Annotated in this window: 22 protein-coding genes and 1 riboswitch; of the genes, 1 reads left to right on the forward strand and 21 read right to left on the reverse strand. The window is 47.1% G+C overall.

Features of this window, described 5'->3' with window-relative positions:
• Nucleotides 1–2 precede the first annotated feature (2 nt).
• From LIZ87_RS11730 to LIZ87_RS11820, 19 genes are all read right to left on the reverse strand, one after another.
• Complete coding sequence (locus LIZ87_RS11730) at nt 3–1,034, reverse strand: GHMP family kinase ATP-binding protein (RefSeq protein WP_178315538.1); 1,032 nt, start codon at nt 1,032–1,034, stop codon at nt 3–5.
• Complete coding sequence (locus LIZ87_RS11735; RefSeq protein ID WP_227147186.1) at nt 1,031–2,116, reverse strand: glycosyltransferase family 4 protein; 1,086 nt, start codon at nt 2,114–2,116, stop codon at nt 1,031–1,033. Before LIZ87_RS11735 ends, LIZ87_RS11730 begins: the two co-directional genes overlap by 4 nt.
• The gene (locus tag LIZ87_RS11740) at nt 2,113–3,222 is read right to left on the reverse strand and encodes a glycosyl hydrolase (RefSeq protein ID WP_227147189.1); all 1,110 of its coding nucleotides are present in this window, start codon (nt 3,220–3,222) and stop codon (nt 2,113–2,115) included. The genes LIZ87_RS11735 and LIZ87_RS11740 overlap by 4 nt, the downstream gene beginning before the upstream one ends.
• A 32-nt stretch (nt 3,223–3,254) precedes the next feature.
• Entirely contained in the window at nt 3,255–4,019 is a 765-nt protein-coding gene (locus tag LIZ87_RS11745) for a WecB/TagA/CpsF family glycosyltransferase (protein WP_227147191.1), read from the reverse strand.
• Nucleotides 4,009–5,205, reverse strand: a complete 1,197-nt coding sequence (locus LIZ87_RS11750) for an acyltransferase family protein (RefSeq protein ID WP_227147195.1) — start codon at nt 5,203–5,205, stop codon at nt 4,009–4,011. The genes LIZ87_RS11745 and LIZ87_RS11750 overlap by 11 nt, the downstream gene beginning before the upstream one ends.
• Entirely contained in the window at nt 5,144–6,598 is a 1,455-nt protein-coding gene (locus tag LIZ87_RS11755; RefSeq protein ID WP_227147198.1) for an AMP-binding protein, read from the reverse strand. The genes LIZ87_RS11750 and LIZ87_RS11755 overlap by 62 nt, the downstream gene beginning before the upstream one ends.
• Before the next feature lie 14 nt (nt 6,599–6,612).
• Entirely contained in the window at nt 6,613–6,852 is a 240-nt protein-coding gene (locus LIZ87_RS11760) for an acyl carrier protein (protein ID WP_178316722.1), read from the reverse strand.
• Complete coding sequence (locus LIZ87_RS11765; RefSeq protein WP_178316721.1) at nt 6,845–7,912, reverse strand: acyltransferase family protein; 1,068 nt, start codon at nt 7,910–7,912, stop codon at nt 6,845–6,847. The genes LIZ87_RS11760 and LIZ87_RS11765 overlap by 8 nt, the downstream gene beginning before the upstream one ends.
• Nucleotides 7,894–8,925, reverse strand: coding sequence for a glycosyltransferase family 2 protein (locus LIZ87_RS11770; protein ID WP_227147201.1), 1,032 nt, complete (start codon nt 8,923–8,925; stop codon nt 7,894–7,896). The genes LIZ87_RS11765 and LIZ87_RS11770 overlap by 19 nt, the downstream gene beginning before the upstream one ends.
• On the reverse strand, nt 8,922–10,469 hold the full coding sequence (locus LIZ87_RS11775) for a lipopolysaccharide biosynthesis protein (protein WP_227147203.1): 1,548 nt from the start codon (nt 10,467–10,469) through the stop codon (nt 8,922–8,924). Before LIZ87_RS11775 ends, LIZ87_RS11770 begins: the two co-directional genes overlap by 4 nt.
• A 16-nt stretch (nt 10,470–10,485) precedes the next feature.
• Complete coding sequence (locus LIZ87_RS11780; protein WP_178316718.1) at nt 10,486–11,244, reverse strand: acyltransferase; 759 nt, start codon at nt 11,242–11,244, stop codon at nt 10,486–10,488.
• 1 nt (nt 11,245) lies between these two features.
• Nucleotides 11,246–12,259, reverse strand: a complete 1,014-nt coding sequence (locus LIZ87_RS11785; RefSeq protein WP_227147206.1) for a glycosyltransferase family 2 protein — start codon at nt 12,257–12,259, stop codon at nt 11,246–11,248.
• A 10-nt stretch (nt 12,260–12,269) separates the two neighbouring features.
• Entirely contained in the window at nt 12,270–13,328 is a 1,059-nt protein-coding gene (locus LIZ87_RS11790; protein ID WP_227147209.1) for a glycosyltransferase, read from the reverse strand.
• The gene (locus tag LIZ87_RS11795) at nt 13,325–14,587 is read right to left on the reverse strand and encodes an O-antigen ligase family protein (protein ID WP_178315485.1); all 1,263 of its coding nucleotides are present in this window, start codon (nt 14,585–14,587) and stop codon (nt 13,325–13,327) included. The genes LIZ87_RS11790 and LIZ87_RS11795 overlap by 4 nt, the downstream gene beginning before the upstream one ends.
• Before the next feature lie 40 nt (nt 14,588–14,627).
• Nucleotides 14,628–16,610: a GGDEF domain-containing protein gene (locus LIZ87_RS11800; RefSeq protein WP_227147212.1), complete on the reverse strand. Its 1,983-nt coding sequence runs from the start codon at nt 16,608–16,610 to the stop codon at nt 14,628–14,630.
• A complete protein-coding gene (locus LIZ87_RS11805; RefSeq protein ID WP_227147215.1) occupies nt 16,607–18,010 on the reverse strand; it encodes a hypothetical protein in 1,404 nt (467 codons plus the stop codon). Before LIZ87_RS11805 ends, LIZ87_RS11800 begins: the two co-directional genes overlap by 4 nt.
• A 21-nt stretch (nt 18,011–18,031) precedes the next feature.
• Nucleotides 18,032–19,327: a metallophosphoesterase gene (locus LIZ87_RS11810; protein WP_178313167.1), complete on the reverse strand. Its 1,296-nt coding sequence runs from the start codon at nt 19,325–19,327 to the stop codon at nt 18,032–18,034.
• A 41-nt stretch (nt 19,328–19,368) separates the two neighbouring features.
• Entirely contained in the window at nt 19,369–20,316 is a 948-nt protein-coding gene (locus tag LIZ87_RS11815; protein ID WP_227147218.1) for an SGNH/GDSL hydrolase family protein, read from the reverse strand.
• Nucleotides 20,317–20,470: 154 nt separating this feature from the next.
• Nucleotides 20,471–21,196 (reverse strand): DivIVA domain-containing protein, encoded by a 726-nt coding sequence (locus tag LIZ87_RS11820; protein ID WP_178313165.1) that lies wholly within the window; start codon nt 21,194–21,196, stop codon nt 20,471–20,473.
• Between the two features lie 108 nt (nt 21,197–21,304).
• A riboswitch (cyclic di-GMP riboswitch) is annotated at nt 21,305–21,405 on the reverse strand.
• A gap of 126 nt (nt 21,406–21,531) precedes the next feature.
• Between LIZ87_RS11820 and LIZ87_RS11825 the strand changes: the two genes are divergently transcribed.
• Entirely contained in the window at nt 21,532–22,413 is an 882-nt protein-coding gene (locus tag LIZ87_RS11825) for a LysR family transcriptional regulator (protein ID WP_227147221.1), read from the forward strand.
• Nucleotides 22,414–22,423: 10 nt separating this feature from the next.
• Here the strand turns inward: LIZ87_RS11825 and LIZ87_RS11830 are convergent, their stop codons facing one another.
• Nucleotides 22,424–23,764: an MATE family efflux transporter gene (locus LIZ87_RS11830; RefSeq protein ID WP_227147224.1), complete on the reverse strand. Its 1,341-nt coding sequence runs from the start codon at nt 23,762–23,764 to the stop codon at nt 22,424–22,426.
• Between the two features lie 115 nt (nt 23,765–23,879).
• Entirely contained in the window at nt 23,880–26,627 is a 2,748-nt protein-coding gene (locus LIZ87_RS11835) for a translation factor GTPase family protein (protein WP_178316561.1), read from the reverse strand.
• Between the last annotated feature and the right edge of the window lie 13 nt (nt 26,628–26,640).

Here is a 26,640-nt window from a genome sequence, read left to right on the forward strand (position 1 = left end):
GATCATCCTCCGTTCTTTTCTTTGGCTACAGGCTCCTCCTTCTGCACATAGAGTTCAGGTGTATAATGAATAACCCTGGTACCTCCATCCTCAAACTTGAAGGGCACATACATCAGATCCCCCAGCGCCCTGCGTACGGACTCCTGCTCCTCCGGCCGCACATAGAATATCAGGAAACCTCCTCCCCCTGCTCCGAGGAGCTTGCCTCCCAGAGCTCCTCCCTTCATACCCTTTTCATACAACTCATCAATGCTGTCTGTGGATACAGCCGCTCCCGTCTGCCGTTTTAATTTCCATGTCACATCTAAAAGCCTGCCAAACTCATCCAGATCAGCCATCTTATCTATCAAAACCTTTTCAGCCTCACCCACCAGCTCATGCATCTGCTTCAGTTGAGCCCTTTTATCTCCCCTGCCAGAAAGATTTATCTTCTGCAGCTCTGCGGAATATCGTGTAAAGCCTGTAAAAAACATCATCAGGTTATTATTCAGCTGCTGCTTCCTTTCCGGTGCAATGACTACAGGATGGACTTCATAGCCCTCTGAATGGAAATCGATCCTGTTTAGGCCGCCAAAGGCCGCTGCAATCTGATCCTGCCATCCTCCCGCCTCATTGCAAAGCACTCGCTCAAGATAGATGGCCTCATCAGCCAGCTGCCTTTTGTTTGCGTATTTTCCTTTCAGGGCATAGAATGCATTCAGCATGCCCACCACAAAGGAACTGCTTGTGCCAAGACCAGAGCGTGCGGGCAGATCTGCCTCGTAGGTAAGGCGCAGCTCATGCATATCCAGCATTTTCATTGCATTGCGTATAGCCGGATGTTCGATCTCCTCAACGTCCGTCACCCTCTCGATCTTTGAGTAGGAAAGCTCCGTGGTATAATCAAAAAATCTCGGAAGATGACGGACATTCACATAGCAGTATTTATCAAATGTAGTGGACAGTACTGCTCCTCCATTCTCCCTGAAATAATCTTCAATATCCGTGCCTCCTCCAAAGAAGGACATACGGAATGGCGTCTTCGTTATTATCATCTCTGGTCTCCTGAATATTTTCCTGTAAGCCCCATAAAAATTTTCTCCAGAGCGGCAATGTTACTGCTCAAAGAAAATTTTGCTGCCGTCTTTTCATAGGCCGCCTGGCTGAACTTAAGCCTCAGCAGTGTATCTGTTGAAAGGGTAAGTATCTTCTCCTTCAACGCCTCCAAATCTCCGGGCTCGATCAAAAATCCGTTCACCCCATCCTCGATCACCTCCGGAATAGAAGCGATCCTGGTGCTGATATTCGGGATTCCATATGCCATGGTCTCCAGAATGCTCATTGGCAGCACCTCTCTGTATGAGGGCAGGATATGCAGCATTGCATGCTCTATGTATTCCTCTTTCTTTTTTCCCTCAGTCCACCCCACATGTACGATACGCTCTTCCAAATGGTATTCCTTGATCAACGCTCTCACCTCGTCCACCTCTCCATCCCCGCACAGCGCTGCCTTGATGCAGGGGGGCAGAACCGGATCCAGCTCATGGAGTACCTTTAAAAGGTCATATGTCCCCTTCCGCTTTCCCAAACGGCCGAAGGTCACAAGAAGGACGGCTTCTTTACAGTACCTGTTTGTGCTGGCGATCTTGATGGAATTATACAGATAACCTACCCTGGCTTTTGGAGCCTTCTCCAAAATATCCTTTTCCTGAAGCTTTGACAGTACAATATTTAGATCTGCCTCTGACAATACCCTTGATACAAAGGCTTTCTTCCTATCCGGCAGGAGCCTGTAAAAGTCATTAAATTCCGCCCCATGATGGTGGAAGATCACTGGTACAGAAAATCTGTGGCATAGCCTCATGAGAAGTGCCTTTCTGAAAAAGCTTCCCCTCTCCGATACATTTAACAGAGCCACATCGATCCTGCCCTGCAAAAGTCTCCGAAGGATGCGCAGATACGCTCCCAGGAACACCAGAATCTTTATAAAGCTTGCTCCCTCACGGTGGGTTGCAATATAAGAGACCTCCGTATTCTTCCATTCCTCTGACTCCAGATAATTCCGTGAAACAGAAACCATTCCACCCTTTACATGCGTAAGATCAGAACCGCACATTAAAACCCTTATTTTTTTCATCTGTTCATACTCTCCGTATCTACAGATTTCTTCTGTCCTGAATAAATTGGTGGCAGCTCCCTCCGGGTTACCACATACTTTGAGGCATAGACCTGCCGGAGCATTTTCCTGCTTGTATATTCCTCTGACATTTCTAAACAGCTATCCTCTCTGCACAAATGCGGTCCGCTCCAAAGGCAAAAAAAGCCCCACAATGCCCCCTCTGACAAGGCCCTCCTGGGATCCGGTACCACCCCTGTTTCTGAAAGGACTACCATTTTAAAGGTATCCGTATATTGTTCCTGGGCCTGTTTAAACTGCTCTGCATGAGGCGAATAATTATGACACTGTGTATAGATATCCTCTCCTATCAAATCCACCACATCATCTCCCGGATACCACTCACGGTCCATCCCATTCCACAGCCATATAAGATTGTTCAGCTCCCACTTCTCCGTAAAACGTTCATACATCAGCCGGTACAATTTTTTATAGGACTCCGGCCTGCAGTTCCCCCACCAGAACCATCCTCCGCTTGCCTCGTGAAGTGGCCGCCATATAACGGGAATCCCCTCTTTCTGAAGAATGCAAAGCTGCCCGGCAATCACATCCATATCTCTCAAAAGCAGCTCATATCCCGCCTTATCTTCCCCACTCATGACTGCATCCAGATCAATGTTTGTATTCTCTGTCCGAAATCCCTGCCAGTATTCCCCTGTCACATACTGCTCAGGAGGATTCCAATGCCAGCAGAAGGTGATAATAGCACCATCTCCAGCCTCCTCAACAGCCCAATCCACAACACGGCTAATCCCTCCTGCCTTTATGAGAGAGGGAGAAGAAAGAATAAAATCAAATCCAACAACAGCAGGCAGCTCCCCTGTTTCATTCCGGAGGATCATAAGTTCCTTCTTTCCATATGTATCCACGCAGTATTGGCCGGAAAGCATCTGCTTTCCATATATATCAAAAAGATATTCCATAAGGAGCCTGGTATTTTCATCTGCATTGGGATTTGACAAGTCATACCTCATTTTCTCTTCTGGTTTCGAACTACTTGGCCTCCCCGGCCAAATCCCCAAAAGCTTTCCTCCTACGATCAAAGCCAGAATCACTATAACGCACATGCCCAGCATAGCAGCCGCCTTCTTCACCCTACTTAAGACCCCTTCCGCCCCGGCCTGTATTTATAAGCCATCAGAAATATTTTCATATCATCGATAAAATACCGTTTGAACAGCCTTCTGGGCTCCTTCATAAAGCGGTAGAACCACTCCAGCCCTACATCGCTCATCCACCTTGGACAGCGTTTCACCCTTCCTGCCAGAAAATCCACAGTGGCTCCGGCACAGATAGAAATGTAGGCACCATATTCCCTGTAATGTTCGTAAATGAATTTTTCCTGCTTCGGGCATCCAAAGCAGACCACAAGAATATCAGGAGCCGCCTTCAACACCATCTCCTTTATCCGCCTCACCTCTTCTTTATCTCTTTCAAACCCCCTTGGCGGCGAATACATTCCCACAATGTGCAATGGCGGGAAGCAGCTCTTCAAGCGCCCGGCAGCTTCCTCAGGAACCCCTCTCTCCCCGCCCAAGAGAAATACACTCCAGCCGCGCTCAGCCGCCTCTCTGCACAGTGCCGGAACAAAGTCGGAACCGGAAACCTTTTCTTTTAACGGTTTTCCATGAGCTTTGGCGATCCACACCAGAGGTTTTCCATCTACCATGGCAAAATCTGCCTCATGGATGATCCGATGCAGCTCCTTGTCTTTTTCTGCCTTCACTGCCACATCTGAATTCACAAACACAATATAGGATGCCGACCTCTTCCCAATCCTTTCTTCTACCTGGTTTAGCAGTTCCCTGCAGGTCATATTGTCCACCCTCAGTCCAAGCAGCTCCATTTTGTTATCATTTTCCACTTTTTATCCTCATCTCCCCTCCTAAGATGTTACATGTCAGGTCTTCTATTTGAAAAAGATTCTTTAACACCTTACCCAATCCCAGATAATATCCTATATCGGATACTATCACTGGAAATATGATGCTGGCTAAAAAGCAGCCTGCCATGGTAAAAAGTACCCATCCATATGTGTGAGGCAGAAGAGATGACAGTACTATCCCCAAGAGCCCGCATGCAAAGGGTTGATGCAGCAGGTATACCGAATAAGAATGAAGGCCTAGCCATCGGAGCAAGGGATGCTGTCCTCTCTTTCCAAGAATTTGTGAAACAGCAATCAAAAAAAGGATCATAAGAGGAATGCCAAGAAATACTTCCACATTAAACAGCAGGTGCCTGATCCAGGCTGCCTCTACCATCTCAAGGGCAAGCCCTGCCGTATACATACAGGTGAGGCCTAGCCCTGCCGCTGCCGACGGGAATACCCATTTTTCTGTCCTATCTCCTGCATACCGCGCCAGCAGGACCCCATACAAATAATACATGGCGTATGTCTTCACACAGTCTGGAATGTGATGGACCGGCCAGAAGGCCCAATAGGCTATGATGGAGAGAATAACTGCCAGTGCGGTTCCAAAAGCCTCTCCACACCACCTCCCAAGAGTCTTTTCATAAGCCAGCTCATAAACACGGTATATGGACTGTATAATGAACAGCACATAAATATACCAAATATGTTCCCCATAAGGATTTCTCTCCAATATTGTCAATCGCACATAATCCTTTACCGGTATGAGGGCAAAGGAGGAGCCTGACAGTATCCGGCCTGCAAAAGGGAGAAGACTGGCCAGAAAGAAAAAGAGATATAATATTGCAGCAAAGCAAAACCAGGGAATCAAGAGCTTATGAACCTTATCCTTGATATAGGAAATGCAGGATTTTTTCCGTCCCCTCTGCGCCGCATATTCATATGCCATTCCGGACAATGCAAAAAAGAACGGCATATGAAACGCATAAATAAAGCAAAAGAGGAACTTGATAGAGGGATAGCTCTCCTGCATCCATTCTCTTGGAGCATGCCCAGTCAATACAAGTGCCATCCCAATTCCCTTTGCAAGGTCAAGCCAGACAAGACGGCATCCGCTGCTATCCCCAGGCAGAAGCCCGTTTGATTTTTCCTGATCCTGTTTTTTCAAATGGCTTATCACGGAATACCACCTTCCTAATGTTATGAAATCTGGGCATAGTCTGATTAAACCGGAAAATATATTCCCTTACCTCCTCCTGTTCTCTCTCTCCTGTACCTTCCCCACACCATACAGAGGCGGCAAGCTTGTCATCTTCCCCATACACCACTACTTCCTCGATCAATGCACACCGGTACAGCCGTTCCTCCAGCGCCTCCGGGCTCACATTTTCTCCGTTGGACAAGATAATGATATTTTTCATCCTGCCTGTGAGAAACAAGTAGCCGTCCTCATCCAAATATCCTATGTCTCCCGTATGATACCATCCCTCCTCCAGCGCCTCTCCAGAAGCCTGCTCATCCCCCAGATATCCCAGCATCACGGTCTTTCCTCGGATCAGTATCTCCCCGCTTTTCGAAATCCGTATCTGATTCCACGGCCCCGGCCTTCCCACAGAGCCAAAACGGTATTCCCTGGGTGTGGAATACGCAACTGTCCCTGATACCTCTGTAGTCCCATAGAACGATGCTGAAAATATACCAAGGGACAACAGATATTCTGCCGCCTCCAGATTCTGTGGTGCTCCGCAGCTGCTGATATTCTTCACACTGCTAAGATCCAGCCGGTTCTTCTTGTGCTGCTTTATTATCATGGTCACAAACATAGGAACTGTAAATATATCCTTCGGGCGAAACCAGCGGATATCTGCCATGCCGTTTTTCATATTTGACAGACAGATATGGGTTCCTCTTACCATATCATTCATCAATATGATCAGCCCGGCAATATGGGACATAGGAAGCAGAAAAATGCTTTTCTCCGTCTCCATGCCTACATGGGGAAAAAACGCATAGTGGTTCAAAACCACCAGCTTGCTCCTGCTGGTGCTGCCAGAGGTAAGCAGTATGAGCGCCGGGGAGTCAGGGCTTCCTCCATATCCGCTCCAGCCGGGTTCCCCATCCCTATCCAGCCATTTCCTTACACTCTCTGAAGCCCCGTTTCCGTGGCTTGCCAGCAGGCAGCTCTCTTCAAGGCCCATTCTCCCCGCCAATGCCTCGTCCTCAGGATCATAAACGACCATGGCAGGCTCCACTCGTTTGGCTGCATCTAAAAGGTCCTCCTCTGACAGGTCAAAATTCAAGGGAACGGCCACTGCTCCCATGGAAACGGCTGCAAAAAGAGAAACCACCTGTTCATATGTATTGCGGGAATCGATCACAACACGTTTCCCCTTCAGTCCCAATGCTGCGAAATGCTCTGCTGTCACGCATATGTCTCGGAAAAACTGCTGGTGGGAGACCTCTTTTACGTTTCCCTCCTCCAAATAGGAAAAAAGCATTCTAGAGCCATATGCCTTTGCCATCTTGTGCAGCATCTCATATACGGTCAGCCCCCAAAACTCACTGTCTGTCATAATCCTCTGCTCCTCTATACCTGCTTTTTCTCTTCGATCAATCGCGTCAGATCTGCCGGTGTCGCTACTAGGCGGAGTTCTCTGGACGCGATTTTTACATCAAACTCCTTTTCTGCATAGCTGATCAGCTCCATCATCTCAATAGAGGAAAAGCCGATCTCATCCATCAGATCCATATCCAGGCTATATTCCTCGCCCTCTGAAATTCCTTTGATCTCTTCCATAATTTTTTCTTCTATCTGTCTTCTATCCATTTTTATTTTTCTCCCTTCTATTCTTTAACAAGATACAGCCCAGACATGCATATCCCACACGCAGACAGTACACACATACCGCCACTGCAAAAACAGGCCAGCTTCCCTGTGACAGCACAGTGCCAAGCTGTTGATCCCACGGTAAAATCAATAATTCTGCTCCATGGAAGCATAAAAACCAAAGGGAATATCTCCCGATAAATTCAAAAGGCGCTGCAATGACTGTCAAACCAATACCTGATCGGATATATAGCCACAGTATCACAACTGCTGCCCCTATCCCTACAATGTAATCTGCCAGCCAAAAGCGCCAGCTGTTGGAGGCTACATTGGCTGCTGAATATAAATGGCACCATATGTATGCCGCGGCCACCAAAACCATAAAGAGGACAGGAAGCTTTTTGTACAGGAGCTTATATTTCTTCAGCATTCTCCCTGCTTCCATAAATCCCATTGCCGTAAGAGCCTGGATCAAAAACCACGGAAGCTGTACTCTGGATGCATTAGGAAAGGACACAGCCAAGGCTACAAGTCCCCATAAGAGAAGCTTCTCCGTCTTTTTTGAGGGAATTTTATCCAAAAGGCACAAAAAGAACTTTCCAAAAAATAGTGCCGGCAGAAACCAGAGGGCGATCACGCTGGTGACCCATACCATCCCAAAAAGCTCAAATGGGGCAATGCTTCCATAGGCTCCTGCCAGGACTAATGTGCTGATCTCCTGGATTCGGAATTTTCCTAACAGCACAAAGAGGATCCCCCGCAGCACTGCTGCTGCAGCCATTGTCACAAAATACGGGACCATCAAGTCCTTCCACTGCCGTTTTATGTAGCTCTTCCAATGTTTCCCCGGATGGAAGGAGTAGCCGGATATGAGAAAGAAAAGGGCAATGGGGACTGCTCCATACCGGAAAAAGCATTTCTGCGCCTCTATCGTCCTGCTAAAGGGCATTGTGTCATACACAAAGTCAACTGTATGAACTGCCACGATCACAAGCATCATCACCCCCTTCAGGGCATCGAACATTCCTAAAAAATCCTTTTTTATCTCCACTGCAGCCATCTTTCTGCTCCTTGGTATACTTTTCTATTTTGATATCTACACCATTTACGGCGCAGGATCTCCCCGGCTGCAAAAAATGGCCCCAGCGACAATATCCCGGCTATCCATTCCCCAAAGCGCGACTGACTTCTGCACGCCATCATGAGTTCAAAAGATGCATACCGGATCCCTTCATCGGTAAAGACCTTCTTGGCCTGGTTAGCCCTTCTTATCCTTTTTATCATATTTGCCAAACGGCGGATATCGGGCTGCTCCCTGTAATAAATCCCTGTTGTCATAAAATCTAAATCTGCTTTTCCCAGCGCAAAGATGTTTTTCGCGTAAAAGTCTGAGATGATCCTCCGGTACTGCTTTTTCTGTTCCTCTGAATGCACAACAGAGGTCTGTCCGTCATGGATCCGGTAAAGAACCATGTATTCATTCTGCACAGCAATTTTAAGCCCCTGACTTAACATGCGTGTCCACAGCTCCAGGTCTTCTGTACAGGAAAAGGACGGATCATAGCCAAGCCTCTTCATATCCTCTGCCCTGGCGATCACTGCGTTATGATAAATTGGGTTAAAGAACAGAAACAGTGCTTTAACCGCATCTGCATCATCCCTCCTTGTCTCCGCCTCCAGCCCCCATGCCTTTCCTCTCAGCACTGCGATCTTACAGCAGGACATGGAGAGTTCCGGATGCTTTTCCATAAATCCTATCTGCTTTTCAAATCGGTCCCTGCGGCAGACATCATCTGCATCCATTCGGATCACATAGTATCCTCTGGCCAGTTCGAGGGCCCTGTTAAGCGAGCCAGGCAGCCTTTTATTCACTTCATTCCGATAAAAACGGATCCGTTTATCCCTTTTTGCATATTCCTTCAGTATCCCCGCTGTCCTGTCATTGGAACAGTCGTCAATGACAATACATTCCCAGTCAGAAAAGGTCTGTGAGATAACGCTGTCCATTGCCTCCTGCAGAAACTCTTCCCCGTTGTATACGCTGATCAGAACTGAGACAAGCGGCTTATTCATCCTTTTCTTTTCCCTCCAATCCTATTAAGTGCTTTCCCCAACAGCCTGATGGCAGCATCCTTCAAATATTGGTATTCTTCCGTATGGCGGTATACCAACAGATATATGATGTTGGGAACGAATGCACAGAGCACCATTTTCCACAAAAAGCCAAGAAATCCAGGAGAGGAAAACCTGCACAGCAGCCCTGTGACAATCGAGGCAGACAATGTCACTGCCAGATACCAGGCATATCTTTTAAAATACTGCCTCAGATCCTCCTTAAGCCCTGAACGAAACAATACAAACGGTTCCACCCAGAAGGGAACGGCAATGGTGCTGGCCAAGGTTCCAAGGAGCACTCCTCCCATTCCCATCCGTTTTGCCAGTATCACTGACACGGCCAAATTGACCCCTGCTTCCAAAAGGGGCTTATAGCGGTCATTCCAAAATAGCCCCATAACCTCCTTCATACTGTTCACCGGCATCCGCATGCAATACACATAAAAATTAAGAACAATCAAAAGGACAATAGGAAAGGGAAATAGATACTCTTCTCCCAGCCACAGTGCAATAAAAGGATTGTACAGATGGAGCAGACAAATGCTTATACATCCAAAAAGCCAGGCTGAAAAAAAATGTATTTGATAGAAAGCCCTTATTTTCCTCTCCCCTGACTCACATGCATTCAGATTTCCCAAGCTGGAGGTAATCCCATTAAAAGCGAGAAAGATCATATTCAGCAGCGCCTTTCGGATCAGCATATAATTAGAATACAGCCCCACCGCGGATAAACTTATAAATTTTGCTGTAATAACACTGTCTGTACCGAATACCGCCACATCTCCCAGCTTATGGAAGACCATTGCCCCCACATTGCGCCGGATAACTGCCTTATCCTCTTCTTCCAGGGGCTTGATATTTTTCTCCTTCAGATAAGGATATCTCTTATCTACCTGCGCTGAAATCATGAGATTTTGGGCAAAGGTTGCTCCAACCATGATTCCGAGATACACAAAATAATTCTTTGTGGCAAAAAGGGCTGCTACCTGGAGCACAGAGGCCGAAAGCTTCACTGCTGCGTTAATGATCATCTCCACATACTTTTTTTGATCTGCAAAGAGAAGGGAGGCCTTATAGATAAAAAAGTAAGATGCCCCGGAATTAACCACATTCATCACATAGATCCATTCAATATGCCGGATACTCGCTGGCATTTCCTTGATAAAAAAATCAAGATAAGGGGTCAGCGCCAATCCTCCACAGATAACAGCCGTACCCACCAGCATGTATGCACGCCGGTAAAGCTCCATTAATGATTTGACCTTCTCCACATTCCCCTGGGCCACTGGCTTATACAGACTGAAGATAATGGATGCCCCAAAGCCCAACTCCGCCAGGGACAGCATAGAAAGGATATCGGCAAACAGACCGCTTAACCCCAGGTACTCCTCTCCCAGAGCGGCCACAAAGGCCTTTCTCACAATAAAATTGGCCGCCATCAGGGATATCTGGCAACAAGCGGCAAATTTCACATTTTTTGCAACAGCATCAATCCTTGACATTCCTTCCCCTTATCCGTCACTGCCTTTTCTTTTTGATCCGTGTAAGGCACCAGTCCCAAAAGGCATCATAGCCGTCAAAATCCGGCTCCGAGTTCAAAAATTCTTCCACTGACCTCTCATAATTTCCACATAGTTTCATCTGTTTCATAAAGGCCGGAGGCAGCTTTTCTGTTTCACGCGGTACAAAAATCCAAAAATACGCATCAAAAATTTCCTGGGGAGGTTTTTCTTTAAATCGCATGTAATATTTTTCTGCTATGGTACAGGCTTCCTTCACCTGCCTGCTTTCCCGTATAGCCTGATACTGTTCATAGGGTATCACCAGCTTTGCCGGATTTCCCGCATAAACGCCGGGAGTCCTGATATGAGAAGTAACCACACTTCCTGCGCTTATGATTACGTTATCACAAATACTCACATTACACAAAATCGTACTGTTCATACCGATAAACACGTTGTTTCCTATGGTGACAGGTGCTACATGGCCACGGATGATCCCATCGTTTCCCTTCATCACATGCCAGCATGCATCATGGGTCAGGATAGAGACTCCTGCTGCAATGGCTACATTTTTGCCAATTTCCAGGAGATAGGGAGCATTGTCATCCAGAAACACTGTCTCCGGCATGACGATCAGCGTATGCTCATCAATATTGGCTCCCATTTTATTCAGGTATGCGATATATGATCTGGAGCTGTAGCGCGGGCCATACAGGAACATTTTCCGAAGTTCATTTAGTTTACTTGCGGTTTTCCCAAGCTTCAAAAGTGACATTTCAGAGTTTTATCCTTTCTTTCATTTGTTTACAAAGGTACAGAAAAACATATGCCGTTTTGACGGCATTTCTTTTTAGCAAAAAATATGCAATTCTTGTCTTGGGCGTAATATTTGAAAATCCCGCTCTCTTTATATGTCCCCGTAATGCCGGATTCTTCATATGTCTTTTAATCTGATCCACCATGTGGTATCCATGAACATCAATTGCACTGAGAAGCAGCCCAAAACACACAAATATCACATACCGATCTGTTTGTGAGTCAAAATCCTCTACTGCCTCAGGCTGAAGAGCATCCAAGGCTCTCACTCCCCGGATCAGATGCTCATACTGTTCCAATCGAAAATTGCGGCTATCCGACAGGGGACGGAAACGGTAAAGGCACATAACTTGTCCGCTGATATAGATACTCTTTATCTCCAGATATACCGGCATAATACAGGCCACATCCTCTCCAAGGGAGATACTGACATCCACCGCCATCTGGTGGGGCAGCAAAATGGAACGCCGGATGACTTTCCCCCACAGGAAATAGGAAAGATGACCCATATCTGCATCCATCAGAAGCTTCGGGTAAATATCCTTTCGCAGCTCCAGTCCCTGGTATAAGCCTTCCTTCACCGGCTCCAGAACAGGCTGAAGCACCTTTCCCCTCTTCACATAATGCGAAAAAATAATCATATCGGGCCGATGCTCCGCTATGATTTCTCTTGCCCGCATAAACATGTCAGAAAAAATCTGGTCGTCACCATCCACATAAACCACATATTCTCCCTGTGCAGCCAAAATTCCGGCCTGCCTTGCACTCACCAGTCCTCCATTTTTTTTATGTATGACCCTAACCCTGCAATCCCTCACTGCATATTCATCACATATGGACGGACATCTGTCAGGAGAACCATCATCCACAAGTATCAATTCAAAATCAGAATAGCTTTGGCCCAAAATGCTGTTCACACATTCCCTTAGATATGGTTCTACCTTGTAGACTGCAACGATCACAGAGATAAACATAGGTTCCTCCTTACACATTCTTTCTAATATGCACCAGCAGCCGCTGGAGGCCTGTGAGCCTAAAGCGCACAGAAAACGCAAATATTGCCTGTTTAAGCGGAAGCCTCCAGTAGGGATAGCGTTTTAAAACCTTCACTACCTCCTCATCATGACAGATCTGGCAAAGCCTCTCTTTTAGCTTTCCAGCAGTCATCCCACCCGCAAAAGCATATTGTATTTCCTGAGTCACGGCTATCCTCACACTGGACTGGAAATATCTGTCCACATACAGCAAAAAATCTTCCCTTGCCATGGTCAGAGAAAGCTTGCGGCATATCTCCCCCAGCATCTTTTTCGATTGTTCAAACCGTTCTTCCCGATAGCTTTTGGAAAAGGAGGAGCTGTTGCGCAAATAATAGTAATGTGCTCCCGGCACTCCCACGGCCCGGCCTGCATAGCGGAAAAAATCGATCAGAAACAGCATATCCTCTGAAATAAATTCCCGCTCTGACTCAAATGCAAGCCCGTTTTCAAAAATCAGATCCCGGCGGTAAATATTTTTCCAAACACAAAAACCATATTTTGTATCTTCCGGCTCCTGGGGCAGGGCGCCTACGGTTCCCAACAACAGCTCCTTTCTCTCTGCCCCCGTTTCAAACAAATGATACTTATCAAAGCAATATCTCTTTTCTTCTTTTCCTCCAGCTTCAAAGAGACTACCTCCTATGAACCTTGCCCCGGTCATGGCAATATCGGCGTCATAAGCTATGACTCCCTGATAAAGCGCTTCATACATAGTCTCATCCACATAATCATCTGCATCCACAAAGCCAATATACTCTCCCTCTGCCGCCTCCATACCGGAATTTCTTGCAAGGCCTGCTCCCTGGTTCTCTTTATGGATCACCAGAACGCGGCTGTCCATTTTTTTGTACTCATCGCACAGCCGTCCGCTCCCATCCGTTGATCCGTCATCCACCAGAATGATCTGGATATTATAAAGAGTCTGTTGAAGGAGGGACTCCACACATCTCTTCAAATACATCTCCACATTATATACAGGTACAATCACACTGATCTTAGGCCTCATACAATACCTCTCTGCCTTTCCTCCTGTACTCTCTCATGAAATCCATACCCCATAATTACCATATCCGTTGCAATGTAGAACATCTGATGGTTCAAGGTGTTATCCGTAGAGGAAATTACAAGCATGAACAGGATAACAGCAAAGGTAATGATCTCATTAGTGATCTTTCCCCCGCGTCCGAAATATTTTGTCCGCAGGACTGTAAGCGTCAGGATCCAGAAAATATAGCCAAAAAAACCAAGGTCAATATAAAATTGGAGAAAATCATTATGGACAGAGCCGGAATATACGTTCAGGTTCACTGTCAGCTGGTAGGCAAGAAACCCCATTCCCTGTCCAATATAGTTTGGAAGGAATTCATAGAACTGCGACACCTTTTTATAGGTCAGTGCACGCCCCATTGTGTCGATTCCGTAATCCTCCAGAAGATCAAAAAACCCCATTTTTACTGCGAAAATATAGAAAAGCAGCACCACCGCCACCATGAGGAGCACCGATGTGATCACTTTCGATACCGTCTTTGGACTTATATGCCTTGAAGCCAGCTGCAGCATCCATCCAGCCAGCAGTCCCACCACCATAGCCAGTACGCCAATCCTCTTAAGCGCGGACAGGAAACAGAACATTGACAAAACAAGACCTGCCAGGAACCACACATTTTTTCGAAAAGTGAGCAGCATAAAAAACGCATAGGTACCAACGCAGTATACCAACTCATGGATCTCGGCCTCAGCCATCACATCCCCGGTCTCCCCTGCAAAGGAAGTAAGCAGTGTTGCAAATTCTGAAAAATAGGTCTGCGGGCCATATTCGAAAATGACTTTTCCGATCAGGAAGAGATTCACAAGCAGCAGGCCTGCCAAATGATACCAGATCCCCTTCTCTCCAAACATATAGAGAAAAGCAGCAGCATAGAGGGCTGCCAAAAGCTGATTCACATAAATTCCATAATGCCACAGGCCTTGAATGATATATTCAATCCCGGTCATCTCCACGCTCCACAAAAGCAGGGATGCCATGATCATGACAAACATAGGAGCACTGAGAATCAGCGCCGCCTTTACAGCCACAGCAGCCCTGGCCATATCGGGTTCTATTAAAAAGCTGACAAAGGCTGTGGCTATGGCCAGGACCACGAACACCTGCTGAACAGGGGTCGTAAAAAGGGGAATAACCTGGGAATAAAAATAGTGCATCAGCGCAGAGAGAGAGATAAAATATATGGCTGCGATCTTGCTGCCAAGCTTTTCTTCAAACATATTTCTCTCTCCCTCCTCACGGAATTTCTCTACCTTTTCCTTAAACAGACTCCCCTTCTTTAAGAGCAGGGGATACATATTTCACTTGGGAACCCACTGCCTTGGAAAGCAATGTACGGATCCGGTGTACCTGATCACGGTGCGTGCCAGAAATTCCGATATCATATTTAATCTCCACTGCTTGGAGGATTTCCCTCTTATCCAGTACAAGCTGGAAATGCTTCAGTATCTGCTCTACAATGCCAATATCTGTTTGGCCTGCAACCACCACAAATTGGGCATTTCCATTATAGACAAGATATGCACCCGTCTTATTAAACAACTCCTTAAGGTTATCTGCAAAGAACCGGATCAAGCTGTCCCCGGCTTCCCGCCCAAAGCCCCTGTTGATCTCCGGTTGATTGGTGATCACAATAGCTGCGCACACGACTCCCTCATCCAAAAGCTTTTTGTCATGGTTCTTCAAGTAATTATCAAATGCAACCCTGTTGTTCAATCCTGTCATATGGTCTGTATAGAACACATATTGTACAATATCATTCATACGTCCTATAAGAATCGCGCTGCAGCAGCAGACAACCATCAGGAAAAGAGCTGCAATACTGGTATAGAGCTTTACATTGATCTTTTCTTTTACAGCCACTGTTGACAATGTGGAAATATTATACGCTCCAAGATATTCGTTGTACTCCTCATTGGTCGCATCAACAATTTCAAAGACCTGCTCCAATTCACTGATCAAACTCCGTATGCTGTCCTCTGTCTCCGTCACAATGGTGCCGTACTCCGGCATATTAAGCTCTGTACAGGTCAGGTCTGAGCGCATGCAGGCTGTCTCCACTGCCTCGCTGTTTTCCTCTCCAGCATTTTCCTCGTCAGCCTGCCCTTCCTTCTCATGTGCATTCACGGATATTCCCTTTGCCTCCGGACAAGCCCCCGTACAGCTGCTGAACACATCAATAATATAGTTGCAGTAAGCGGAGTCAATGATCGCATATTCCTTTTTTTCGTTGTGATCCCGCCAGCTGAAGATCAACTTATCGTAGGTCACAGTCTGGTCTCCCTGACCGATCACATCTCCGTAGCTGTCAATCAGATCCTTTTGATATACTTCATCGAGAATATACTCATATGTAATGTTGGTATTATCGGATTCCCGCATTTTCTGTACATATGCCTCGATAAGCTCCAGAACATCTGCAATTTTTTCTTCTTCTGCCTGGTTGGAAATTCCATACTGCTTGATCCGTTCCGTATATTTGGAAATCAAAAGGTTTTTGTCCTTTGTGATTTGATATTTAAAGATCTCGGAGAAAATTCCGGAAACCTTGACCGAGCGGATATAATTTAATTCATTTACCAGATCGGCGAAGGACATTCCCGTAGCCGAAGAGCGGAAGCCTGTTTCACCATTTGCCTGGGAGGTCAATGTTTTCAGATTTTCCGTAATATTTCCATCAATGATCTCCATCATCTCAATATAATCATAATTTCCTTCATAAAGAGAGCTGAGAGAGTTTGTGGTAGAGCCGATGTTGACATACTTTTCACTGAAATCTGAAAAATACAGATCCAAGATCTCATCAAGCACTCTTCTAGCAAAATCCTCATTTTCATTATGATCAGCCTCAAAGGATACAATATACTTTGTCGGCTTATAGACATATTCCTCTCCGTCCTCCAGAACTGCTTCCTTTCTGGCCTCCTCATCTTCATCAATCACTTCTGTAATCTTAATACTGGAAATCAGCTTATCCACGGAGTAAGACCGCGAATCCAGCTTCAGATTTCCAATTGCCTTTGACACGATCGCAGAGGATTTTATGGCGTTGACATCAAGCTCCGTACCCAAAGGTGTTTTCCCTTCATCTGCCCCAACACTTTTATACTCTATAACAGCAGAGGCAATATATGCCTGGGACTTTGAGAGAAAGAGGTAGATCGCAGCCGTCAGGCCAGCACACACAAGGATAATGAGAGGAAGCCATTTTTTTATGTACCGTGACAACTCAAATCTTTTCATGATAAAGAGGCTTCCTTTCTATTTGTTTCTGTTTTATGCTTTGTATTTTTTGATACACTGCTGGATATGGCAGATAAATTCAATGACAGGAAGAACAATACACCGAAAATAATACAAGTGCCTACTGTTCTGAAAAAGGAGTGTTCCACCAGGCTTTCCGACATACATTTATTCATCTGCGTCTCGGAATACTCCTGTCCAACGGACTTTGCATTCTTTGCCAGCTCCGTGATCGTTATGCTGATCTCTTCGACCAGACGGTCCGCTGTGGCATCCTGCCTGTTTGACTTTGTTCCTTCTAAAGCATTAATCACTGCCTTGTTTGTCTCTATTTCCTTCAGATAATCTGCTGACTTTTTGCTGTAATCCTCTGCCTCCACGGACAGTGTATCAATTCCGACTTTTGTACGCCCCATATAGTACTCGCCATCGGTATCCCAGGTCGGAACAAGCACAACTCTTGTCATCTCCTCCGCGTACATGGATACTGCCTCATTTCTGATCTGGAAAGAGGCTTTGGCCTTTCTCGTTTCATAATCAGTCAGTGTATTATCGTATTCCAGGCGGCCAATATATTTATCCGCATTTTTGGATACTCCGTTGGTCAAAAGGTAGGATTTTAGATTTTCATCGATCTGAATATCCTTTAGCTGCGTACACTTCTGTGCAAGAGAATAAAAGGTGCTCCCATCAGCTGAGATAAAGCTCGGAGACTCATTTGCCAGGACAAACATATAATTTTCAATTTTCTGGACCTGCATATCCAGATACTGGACAATGTCCAGATAATCCATCTCCTGAAAACCATTCTGATAGTCGATCTGAATATCAAGCACACCGAAATTGTATGCATACTTTTCGATGTAAAACTTTTTATATGCGTTGGCGATCAGGACTACCACATTCTCCGCATTCAGATGCCTTGTTTTCTTATCTGCCTCAAATGTAACCAAAAACTCTGTGGAAATGTGGTATTCATCTTTATCGTATGGATTTCCCTCCTGCACCGGGGTCACGGACAGACATTTTCTTAAATCCCTTGCCTCCACCTTCTCCAGGGCTCCCTCTTTGATTGCACGCTCCACAACCTCATCACAGATGATTTCTGACATATTATATCTGGTAGCATTTGTATTTTGTCCCTTATAAGCCTCTGAATAATTCAGTGTAATCATTACAGTGGCCGTGGAATTGAACGCTATCTGATAAAAAAAGAGAAAAATCCCAAGAAAGACAAGGGTAACAGGGAAAGTCCACCATCTGACTGCTGATTTTGCAAAAATCTCTCTTTTAATCGCATTCCAGGAAATATATTTTGACTGTATACAGAGCCTGACAATGGCGCTGAGAGCAATCACACCTATGAATGCCATGAAGACTGTCAATACTATAAAAGCCATGCGCTCACCTCCTCCTTACGGTCAATAGCGGTTCATGTCAATGATAACCAGCTCCGGTTGATTGTTGATTCTGACTGCTCCCCTGTTTGACAGACCATTGTTTACAATCAGGGGATACCCTCCTACGTCGTATTTCCCGGAAACATAATATTCGCCTCTTTTGCGTTCTGGAAACCAGCCATTTTTACGTTCGTACACAGCACCTAGATAGGGAAGCCGCACAAGCCCTCCATGAGTATGCCCGCATAAGACCAAATCCCCCCAATGACCTTCTCCGTATGTTTCATAGATATATGGCTCATGGCTCACCATTAACTTTAGATGATCGGTATTTTCATCAATAAATTCCCGGTAGGAATCGCCTGCATAGGGCCAAAATGCATATGGATTTGATGTCAAAACACCATAGACATCTACTGGCAGTCCGTTCACCTCCAGCGTATCATAGCTGTTAAGAAGAACATGGACCCCCATTGCCTCCAGCATGGTCTTCAGCTCATCCTCCTTTTCGAGAAATCCAGAAAAATCCCTGTTCTCTTCCGTGCAGCCCAGATACTCATCGATCAGATCCAGCCTCAGCTCTATCCCATAAATTTTTGTTGCTTCGTTATTCCCATATATGTAATAAACGGGCGCAATATCGACCAGCTGCCTGCATAGATCAAGAGTCACGCTCATAGACGCATCGTTCTCATCGATAATGTCCCCGGACAGTATCAGTATATCCGGAGACAAGCGTCCAATCCGCCTGATCAGCTCCTGATTATCTTTGCCAAACACCGTATTGTGGAGATCAGAAATATGGATCACCCTCAAATTTCCGTCTACCTTCCCGTTTCCTACCTGATAGAAGGTTTCCTTAAAGGAGCGGTTCTTCAGCACATTTATCCCTATAAAGACCACTACTGCCACAAAGCATGGCAGGAGGACAAAAAGGAGTTGGCGCAGCCACCGCTGTCCTCTACCGGATGAGCCCTTCCTTTTCTCCTTCCTTATCTCCTTCTTTTTTTTCCTCACTCTTATTTCTGGAGTTTTTCTCTCTGGCGTTCTTTCGACCTGCAACTCCAGCTTTCGCCCTGCTGCCCATGACAGACATTCTCTCAGGCCATCTGAATATTTACTGAGAAATTCTTCCGGATCCTTGCTGCCCCGGTACACAACAACTGCCTTTTCTTCTGTCATCCCAGTCAATTCAAATTGTTCCAGCCATTCTTCTGCAGCATTGTCCGGCAAAGTCTTTGACCATCTCCTCCTGGCGACTTCCCAGACCAGATGCGTGGACGATCCACTCACTTTTTTATTTTTTTCTGTTCCCATCCTGAAGCCCTCCGGCCTCTTAAGCCGCTTTCCTTTCACATTTATTTTTTTAACAACTCCTCCACTGCCCAGGCAGACAGCAGATCAAATCCTTTCTTGTTTGGATGTGTGCCATCCGTCAGGTATTGGAACTGGTTCTCTAAAGTAATACCACAGAGCTCCAAATCAATTAGATTGGTATGATATTCTTCTGCAATCCTTCTGATCTCCAGATTCAGCCAGCCCTCCGGATCCGCCAAATTGATATTGCAGATAAAATATGTGCAAAGGTATATCTCCGCTTTTGTATAAGTTTCTGTTATGTCATCCAGCATCTTTCTGTAACTCTCACCTATTTTATCCTTTGGCACATTTGAAAAAATATCGTTCCCGCCTATCAGCACCAGAATGATGTCCGGGTCCTCTCCTGCCATGTGCAGTTCCTTTCCCCTACCCATACTGGCAGCCATATTACTGGCCGTCACCGTCAGGTCCGTAACTCCGGAACCCCCATAAGCATTCACCTTGCAGACACTCATCCCCAATCTCTTTGCCAGCTGATACCACCACAGATCCGTACTTTTTACTTCCGGATCCGGGTACATCTCATATCCCGTAGGCTGGTATACTGGAATTGCACTGATGCTGTCTCCAAGAACCGACAATTTCTTTCCGTAAAACGGCGTTTTAAGTATCTTCTTTTCCACACGTCCGGCCATTCCCTGAGGTGATAAAATTCCCCACAGCGTTACGCTCTTTTCTTCCTCCACTCTTATGGGTAAAAATACCAGGGTTGCTTCTTTGGGTATTTCCAAGGTATATGCTCCCTTTTCAATCTCCTCTGACTTTATGATATTTCGCTCTGCATCCAAAAACAGAACAGAATGAATACAGGAATAACCATATTCTATGAAAATACTTTCGATTTCATAGAACTGGCTGTTCAGATCAACTATATACTGCTTCCACTCTCCACTCCGGTACTCAGTAAGATGATCATTATCATCCAAATAACAGACATCATCCTCATATTCAATAAAAAGAGAGATTCTCCGATCTTCTTCACCCCATAGTCTGACGCGGCACAAAGAAAGCCAAGCCATTATTCCTGCAATGCTGCACAAAGCTGCCACCAAGAAGACCGTCTTCTTTTTTCTTCCCATCTTATTTCTTTTCTATATCATCGGACAAAAGATCTAGGGGCTCATCAGAAAAAACATCATCAATGCGAAGAGGCATTTTCTTTATCAGTTCCCCTAATTCATTGTATGTCTCGATCAGCTTTCCCTGAGAACGGTTGATCGAATTCAGATATTCCACCAGCTTATATTTGGCCGCCATATATAGCCTTTCATTTTCTGTCCGTTTTTCCTTTATTTCTCTGTCCGCTTCGGAAAGAAGAAGGTCTGCCTCCTTTTGGGCATCAAACTTCATCTGTTGTGCCTCCGTCTTGGCAATTTCCGCGATCTTTTCCGCCTCGCTTTTAGCATCTGAAAGTACCTTTTCAGCTCCCGCCCTGGCATCAAGTGATACCTTCTTTGCCTCCTGCTCTGCAATGGATATCACACGCATTGCAGCATCATAATCAATTCCCTGTTTTTCAATCTGCTGCTCCATTCGCTGTTCCAGTTCTGTCAGCTGCTTACTGTGCTCTTTCCGAAGCTTTTCCTCCTCTAACAGTAAGGCATTTACCTGCTGTTCCAAAGCCTCTTTTTCGCTCTGCGCCTCCTCCATTTTGAGCTTTAACTCTTTTACAGCCTGACGTTCCTTCTCAAGAACACCATCTTCTTTCTCTCTCAGGCTCTCCAATTCGCTTACCAGAAGCTCAATATATTCGTCAACCTCTTCCTTCTGATATCCCTTAAAAAACACAGTGCGGAACTTTTTCATATCACAATATCCTTTCTTTTGATTTTCTGAAAATCTCCCGGCTTTTGCTTCAGAGAAGACTGGACACCCTCTCCAAAACAAAAAAAGACTGCAATCAAGAATAACTCTGATTGCAGTCGAACGACCTTGCGGAACATTACAAACTCATGTCACACTTAAGGCTCCTAACTTTGCGTCCCCGCATTTCTACGGGTTTGCTAACTATCCAATTTTATGGATTTTATTATAACCTGCAATGCTTATTTTTGTCAAGAAATCTTTTCTTCCTTGTTGAACTCCAGCCCGGTACGCTGTACAATACGTTTAACGATCATTTTTGTATAAATGGAGGCATTATGACACTTTCAGAAATCGAGGCATTTTTAGCTGTCATAAAATACGGAACCATATCTGCTGCCTCGGAAAAGCTCTTCATCTCCCAGCCGGCTCTAAGCCGCAGGATCCATGCCATTGAGGAAGAGCTGGGCTATGGACTTTTTGTGAGGGGGAAGGGCGTGCGGGGCGTTGAGCTGACAAAGGAGGGACAGGCCTTTATCTCTGTGGCAGAAAAGATGAGCGGACTCTACCGGGAGGCTGCCGCCATTTCCAGGCTCTCTGACAGGCCCTTATTCCGCATCTCCTCCATCGGGAGCGTCAGCACCTACCTTCTTCCCAATGTGCTGAGAACCCTGAAGGAGGTCACCGGATGCAGCCTTGTGTTCCACAATTACCACTCCCTGGAAGCCTATGAATATGTGGAAAAAGGGCTGGTGGACCTGGCGCTGATCTCTGATGATATATATTCACGGAATGTTGCCACGATCCCTGCTTTTAAGGAGCCCTTTGTGATCATCGGCGGGGCCGGGCTTCCTCTGGACGGACCGGTCCATCCATCACAGCTACAGGCCGAGGATGAGATCCGCCTTCCCTGGAACCCGGAATACGATGCCTGGCATGACAAATGGTTCCATCCCACCGTCTTCCCCAGCGTTACCCTGGATCAGATGTCTCTTCTGGAATATTTCCTCACAGGAGAAAGGTGGGCGGCAGCCCCTTTGACCGTAGCCCAGCGCATCCAAGGCTGCTCCCTGAAAATACTCCCGCTTTCCGATGGTCCTCAGGACCATATCGTCTATTATCTTGTCCCACATAGCGCCAAGACTCCTGTGGCGGAGGCATTTCTCCGTCTGCTGGACCAGGAGGTGACAAGGATCAGCGGAGTGGTATCCTTTCTGTGATCCCCTGCCCTTATGAGGCTGTTCTCCCTTTGCCTCTGACCACTGTCACATACATGGTTGTGAGGAAGCCCACCACGGCAAACCATCCCAGCGCCGTAGCCCAGGCCACTCCTGCCACTCCCCACCGTGGCACCAGGCTGTGGGATGCGATCACCCGCACAGTAATGTTGCAGGTCGTTCCTATGAATGGGATCACCACCCTTCCCACTCCTTTAAAATATCCCACAAAATTGCTCCCTATAAAGCATAAAAGATAAAACAGAGAGATCACCCTGATGTAATCCCGCCCATATTCCAGCGCCGGAGAACTCCCATTTCCTAAAAATAACCGGATGCCCGGCTCTGCAGCCAGGTACATCAGACAGGATATCACAAATCCTAATGCCACGTGGAGGAAAAGCCCCTGTCGGACGCCCTGCCTCACCCGCCTTTCATTTCCATTGCCGTAGTTCTGTGATACAAAGATAGAGACTCCCTGGCAGCCGCTGTCTCCAAAGGAATTGGCCAGGCCTTCCAGCCTCATTGTCGCCGTGTAGGCGGCAATTCCCGGTGTTCCCAGTGTATTTACTGTGCTCTGGACCAGGATCTTGCCGATGTAGAGGCTGGAGGCCTGGAGTGCTGACACCAACCCCAGCCCAAAGGTACGTTTTAGAAGCCCTCTATGGATCCCCACATCTGCCCGTCTCCATAACAGTTCCCCATGCTGCATTTTTATGTAAAGCCCGCAGCCCGCCATGGATATGGCCTGAGCAATGACGGTGGCCCCGGCAGCGCCCCGTATTCCTAAGGAAAACACGGCGATGAACATGTAATCAAGGATCAGATTGATACAGGTAGACAGAAACAGGAAGCACAGAGGTGTTTTAGTATCTCCTGTAGCCTGGAGCAGATTGGAAAACAGATTGTTATAATAGGTAATAAGTAAACCTGAAAGGATGATATGCAGATAATCTCTCACATAATTTTCCAGCTCCTCCGGCGTGTGGATCCCTCGAAGAACAGACGGCAGGAAAAAGAGGGATGAAAGCGTCAAAAGCAGCGTCAAAAGTCCTCCTGCTGTGACTGCCGTAAATACCTCTCTCCGAAAGCCCTCCCTGTTCCCTCCTCCATACATCTGGGCAAAGATCACAGATACTCCGATGGAAAAGCCTCCCAGTACAAATACAAACAGATTCATAATGCTTCCTGCAATCCCCACCGCCCCAAAGGCCTCTGTTCCCAGGAAACGGCCTACGATCAGGGAATCAGCGGCATTGTAGCACTGCTGCAGGATATTGCCTGCAAGCATAGGGGCAGACAAGGCCATCCGCTGCTTTTTGATATTTCCTTGTAATAGTTCATTGGTCTGCATGTTTCTTTCTCCTGATATGAAAATGTGCCTGGAACGGCTTGATCCCAGACACATTTAGTATACACAGAAGAATAATATATGAAAAATGCTTATTTTTTATGAAATATATGCGCTATTATTTATATTTTCCTAATCTCACATCATCCAGATAGCCTGCCAGCTCCTCATCTGCGTGTTGAAGAAGGTAATTTTTTCCAGGCTTCCCCAGTTTCTGGCGTTCCTCCCGGATCTGGCTGTTAATGCGTTCAATATCCTCCTTGAGATCCCTGGCAGACATGAGCAGACAGCCCTGTCCGTAGATGATCAGCTGCTCCAGGCCGTCAGAGGTGGCAACTGTCACATGGTATTTCCGGCCGATCTTATGGGCCAGCTTTTCGATGTACTGGTCTGCTGTTTCTGCCTCCTTTGTGTAGACCACATGGATGTTGTGATAATCCAGGGCCTGGCCGGTGCTGCCTGTGACCTTGTAGGCATCAAATACTACGATCAGGGTGCATTTCTTATAGCCCTGATAGTTGCAGAGGATGTCCATTAATTTCTGGCGTGCTCCGTCAATAGTAATCTTTGACAGCTCCCGAAGCTCCTCCCAGGCAAAAATGATATTGTAGCCGTCCACCAGAAGGTACTCTTCGCCGTCATCATTCTGGCTGGGGGACTTATCCTTCTTTATATCCCTCCGGTCTTTTGAAGGCTGAGGCTGGCAGGACACCTGGCGCGGGCCATCCTGGTTTGGATTACGGCGTTTCTGCTCTCCGAAAGTGCGGATAAAAATGGCCTCCAGCTCCTTATCATCGGTCCAGGAGCTGCCGGAAGCTGCTCCCGACATCCCGCGGGACCGGTTTTTCTGGTCCGGGCCCTGATGCTCTCCTTCCGGAAGGGTGCCTGCCTCCTCCAGCTCCTCATTCGCTCCGCACTCCCCGGTCTTTGCCCGCACAGCCGCCGGTGTCTCCACATGCATGTACTCCTTCACCCGATCCCAGGGCACCAGATAACCTGCGCCATGGGAGCAGAACACAGAACCTGTGGGATTGGCGGTGTCTGCCTCCGGGTCATAGCCCATGGCCTCCACCATTTCCTCCTCATTGTGACATGGCTCATAGCCTTTTAAGGTCACAGCCAGGCGGCCCCGGCCCCTGGTGTAGGCAGCTACCTCCATCTGATAATCCCGCATATTCACCACAGGTGCCTTTCCTGTGAGGATACTCATCTCTCCGGACACTTCCGGCGCATCAAAGGTTCCCTGCATTCTCTCAATATCCGCCATAGCCCTTCCCACAGCCTCTGACGGAATCTCAAGACGGAAATCATAGTAAGGCTCCAGCAGGCGGCATTCTGCCTCCATAAGCCCCTGGCGCAGTGCCCTGTAAGTGGCCTGCCGGAAATCTCCGCCCTCGGTGTGTTTCATATGTGCCCGCCCTGCCACCAGGGTGATCCTCATATCTGTGATTTCTGAACCTGTGAGCACACCTCTGTGGCGCTTTTCCTCCAAATGGGTCAGGACCAGGCGCTGCCAGTTTCTGTCAAGGGCATCCTCACTGCAGCTGGTTTCAAACTGCAGACCGCTCCCCGGCTCTCCCGGTTCCATCAAAAGATGCACCTCCGCATAGTGGCGCAAGGGCTCAAAATGCCCTACTCCCTCCACTGCGTTCAGTATCGTTTCCTTATACACAATATTTCCTGTGCCAAACTCTACCTCCAGGCCAAAGCGTTCCTTTATCAGGCTCTTTAAAATCTCAATCTGGACCGCTCCCATGACCTGGGCCTGTATCTCTCCCAGCTCTTCCTTCCATTCAATGTGAAGCTGGGGCTCTTCCTCCTCCAGCTGCCTCAGATCTTTCAGCACCTTCTGCAGATCGCAGCCCTCAGGCAGCATGACCTGATAGGTCAGCACCGGCTCCAGCACGGGCCGCTCAGACTCCTTCTCTGTCCCCAGTCCCTGTCCCGGATAAGTGGACACCGGCCCCGTCACCGCACACACCGTACCGCAGTCCGCCTCCCCCACTGTCTCATACTTTGCCCCGGAGTAGATCCGTATCTGGTTGACCTTCTCCCCCTGGTCTCCCGGCAACGTATCCTTTACCCTGAGAAGCCCGCTTGTGATCTTCATGTGGGTCAGACGGTTCCCCTGGTCATCGCGGGAGATCTTGTAGACCTTTGCACCAAAGGGGGCTGTGATGCTTTCCTTTCCGGGCGCCTCCATATACATCCGAAGCCCCTCCAAAAACTCCTCCACGCCCTCCAGCTTAAGAGCCGATCCAAAGTAACAGGGGAATACCTTCCGCTCTGCCGTCAGCCGCCTTATTTCCTGCGTCTCCACTCTTCCTGTCTCCAGATAGTGTTCCATCACCTGCTCATCGCACATAGCAAGGTTTTCCCACAGTTCATCCTCACTTGTCCCAAAATCAATGCAGCTCTCATCCAGACGCTTCTTCAGATCCTCCAACAGCACCCGGCGGTCTGTCCCCAACTGGTCCATTTTGTTGATAAAAATAAAGGCAGGTATATGGCAGCGCTTTAACAGCCTCCACAGGGTCTCCGTATGTCCCTGCACGCCGTCCGCCCCATTGATCACCAGGATCCCGTAATCCAGCACCTGCAGGGTACGCTCCATCTCCGCCGAAAAATCCACATGTCCCGGCGTATCCAACAGGGTCACCGAATACTCCCCCAGCTCAAACACCGCCTGCTTTGAAAATATGGTAATCCCCCTGGCCCGCTCCAGCTCGTAAGTATCTAAAAATGCATCCCGGTTATCCACCCGCCCCAGCTTCCGGATGCTTCCGGTGAGGTACAGGATGCCCTCCGACAAGGTGGTCTTCCCGGCGTCTACATGGGCCAGGATGCCGATTACTATTTTTTTCATAATATCACAAACT

The organism is Lacrimispora sp. 210928-DFI.3.58 (assembly GCF_020554865.1).
Lineage (GTDB): Bacteria > Bacillota > Clostridia > Lachnospirales > Lachnospiraceae > Enterocloster.